We start from the raw sequence: 3,125 nt of genomic DNA, 5'->3' as shown, positions 1-3,125 counted from the left end.
GCGTGTCCATGCCCGCCGAGAACGTCACCTCGATGGTGTCGCCCTCGAACGCGAAGTCGATCAGGTCGCCCGGGCTGTAGCCGGGTAGGCCGCACAGCCACAGCTGATCGAGGTCCTCCCCCAACTGCTTGACCGAAACGCCCAGGTCAGCCGCGGCCTGGGCGCGGGTGACCCGCGGGTTGGCCTGGAAGTACGGGACCATGTTGAGCAGCCGAACCAGCCGAGTCGATACCGGAGTCATCAGCGGTCCTCCTCCTCGGCTTGGGCGCGCAACCTGCCCAGCACCTCTTCGCGCAACGAGGACGGTTCCAGCACGACAGCGTCGGCGCCGTAGCCGGTGATTTCGCGCGCCAATCGGTCGGTGGTTCCGATGTCGAGTTCGATGATCTCGCCGTCGCGGCCGGCAAGCTCCTGCGGCCCCAGCGACGTCCCGGCGCGCCGCAGCGCGGTGGCCCGGCCGTCGGCCACCCAGACCTGAGCCCGCACGCCCGACGGCGTCTCACCGACCGCCTCGGCCACGATCGCGCGCAGGTCGACGTCCGTCGGCCGGGTGAAGGCATCGGCCGGGCCGGTCGGGGTCACCTCGCCGCCGATCCGGGACAGCCGGAACGTGCGGGTGGCGCCGCGATCACGGTCGTGCCCGACGAGATACCAGCGGCCTTTCTCGGTCACCACGCCCCACGGCTCGACCGTGCGCACGGTGTACGGCTCGGCGCGTGAGGGTCGGTGCGGAAATTGCACGGCCTGCGCGGAGTCGATAGCCGCCAGCAACGCTCCGAGAACGTCTTCCGATCCGCGCAGTCCCAGGGTCCCGGCCGGCGACGCGATCGCCACCGGCGCATCCGGGTCGACGTCGACGCCGGCCGCCCGCAACTTCAGCAGCGCACCCTGGGTGGCGGTGATCAGCTCCGGCGACTCCCACAACTGGGTGGCGACGGCGACGGCTGTCGCCTCGTCGGCGGTCAACTCGACGGCGGGCAGCGCGTAGGCCTCGCGGTTGATCCGGTAGCCCTCGACCGGATCGAACGACGACACCTTGCCGGTCTCCAGCGGTACGCCCAGATCGCGCAGCTCGTTCTTGTCGCGCTCGAACATTCGCGAAAACGCTTCGTCGCTCGCGGTGTCCGAGTACCCCGCGACGCTGGACCGGATCTTTTCGGCGGTGATGTAGCCACGGGTGGACAGCAGCGCGATGACGAGGTTCATCAACCGTTCGACTTTGGAGGTCGCCACGGGCCCAAGTTACATGCTGGCGATCAGCCGCTTGACCCGCTCGTCGACCGACCGGAACGGGTCTTTGCACAGCACGGTGCGTTGGGCTTGATCGTTGAGTTTGAGGTGCACCCAGTCGACGGTGAAATCGCGACCGGCGGCCTGGGCGGCGCTGATGAATTCGCCGCGCAGCCGCGCGCGGGTGGTCTGCGGCGGCTGGTCGACGGCTTCCTCGATTTCTTCGTCGGTGGTGATGCGCGACGCGAGACCCTTGCGTTGCAGCAGATCGAAGACGCCGCGACCGCGTTTGATGTCGTGGTAGGCCAGATCCAGCTGAGCGATCTTCGGGTCGGACAGCTCCATGTCGTAGCGGTCCTGGTAGCGCTGGAACAACTTGCGCTTGATCACCCAGTCGATTTCGGTGTCGACCTTCGCGAAATCCTGGCTTTCCACGGCGTCGAGCTGGCGCCCCCACAAGTCGACGACCTGCTCGATCTGCGCGTTGGGTTCGCGGGTTTGCAGGTGCTCGACGGCGCGCGCGTAGTACTCCCGCTGGATGTCCAAGGCGCTGGCCTGACGGCCTCCGGCCAGCCGCACCGGCCGCCGACCCGTCACGTCGTGGCTGACCTCGCGGATCGCCCGGATCGGGTTATCCAGCGAGAAGTCGCGGAATGCCACCCCGGCTTCGATCATTTCCAGCACCAGCGCTGCGGTGCCCACCTTGAGCATCGTGGTGGTCTCGCACATGTTGGAGTCGCCGACGATGACGTGCAGACGGCGGTACTTCTCGGCGTCGGCATGGGGCTCGTCGCGGGTGTTAATAATGGGACGGGATCGGGTCGTCGCGCTAGAGACACCTTCCCAGATGTGCTCGGCGCGCTGGGAGAGGCAGAACGTCGCGGCCTTCGGGGTCTGCAGCACCTTGCCTGCGCCGCAGATGAGCTGGCGGGTGACCAGGAAGGGCAGGAGTACGTCGGAGATACGGGAGAACTCCCCCGCGCGCACGATCAGGTAGTTCTCGTGGCAGCCATAGGAGTTGCCTGCCGAGTCGGTGTTGTTCTTGAACAGGTAGATGTCGCCGCCGATGCCCTCGTCGGCGAGCCGCTGCTCGGCGTCGACGAGCAGGTCCTCCAGCACGCGCTCGCCCGCGCGGTCGTGGGTGACCAGCTGCACCAGGCTGTCGCATTCCGCGGTGGCATATTCGGGATGGCTGCCCACGTCGAGGTACAACCGTGCGCCGTTGCGCAGGAAAACGTTGGAGCTGCGGCCCCAGGAGACCACCCGACGAAACAGATAGCGGGCCACCTCGTCCGGCGACAGCCGCCGATGACCGTGGAACGTGCAGGTGACACCGAATTCGGTCTCGATGCCCATAATCCGCCGCTGCACGATTCGAGCGTACTGGTTATGTGCGCAACAAGTGCGCAACCCCCGCCGAGAGTGTGGTGTGGACTGCGGCTGCCGCGCCAAACCGAGTGTTGTCATTGCACTTTGACTCATAGCCGCGCGTCGCAGCGCAAAACTCCAGTCAGGATTCGACAGGGCTGGGCGCCTCGCCGAATCGGCTCAGTGCCAGAGTCGCGGCAACGGCGATGACGAACCCGGCCACCACCATCCAGCTCAAGCCCTGCCGGGTTTGGTCGCCGAGCCAGGCCACCCCGACAACCGCAGGGCCGACGGTTTCACCGACCACCATCCCGGCGACGGCAGTGGTGACCGATCCGCGGCTCAACGCGGAGGTAAGCAGCAAAAATCCGGCCGCTCCGCCTGTGACCACCGCGTACACCGCGGGGTTGGTGTAGAAATCGGCCTTGGTCGGATCGATCGGATCGATCAGTCGGACGGCGATCTCGACGACCCCGAAACCACCGCCGGCGCCAAGGCCCAGGACGAGTGCGCGGGAGCGGTCGTCC

General features: G+C 67.1%; 2 protein-coding genes and 2 pseudogenes. All 4 read right to left on the bottom strand.

The window, feature by feature from the left end; all coding sequences use genetic code 11:
• Positions 1-241: pseudogene (locus tag WB785_RS15895) on the bottom strand (protein pafC); the annotation flags it as partial.
• On the bottom strand, positions 241-1,233 hold the full coding sequence (locus WB785_RS15890; RefSeq protein WP_424080280.1) for a helix-turn-helix transcriptional regulator: 993 nt from the start codon (positions 1,231-1,233) through the stop codon (positions 241-243). The gene WB785_RS15890 and the pseudogene WB785_RS15895, both read right to left, overlap by 1 nt.
• Before the next feature lie 9 nt (positions 1,234-1,242).
• Positions 1,243-2,601, bottom strand: coding sequence for a Pup--protein ligase (gene pafA, locus WB785_RS15885; RefSeq protein WP_424080279.1), 1,359 nt, complete (start codon positions 2,599-2,601; stop codon positions 1,243-1,245).
• A 139-nt stretch (positions 2,602-2,740) separates the two neighbouring features.
• Positions 2,741-3,125, bottom strand: a pseudogene (locus WB785_RS15880) (hypothetical protein); the annotation flags it as partial.

The sequence above is a fragment of the Mycobacterium sp. genome, from assembly GCF_049585075.1.
Lineage (GTDB): Bacteria > Actinomycetota > Actinomycetes > Mycobacteriales > Mycobacteriaceae > Mycobacterium.
The sequence above is the reverse complement of the archived record's forward strand: the minus strand, read 5'-3'. Positions and strand labels throughout refer to the sequence as shown.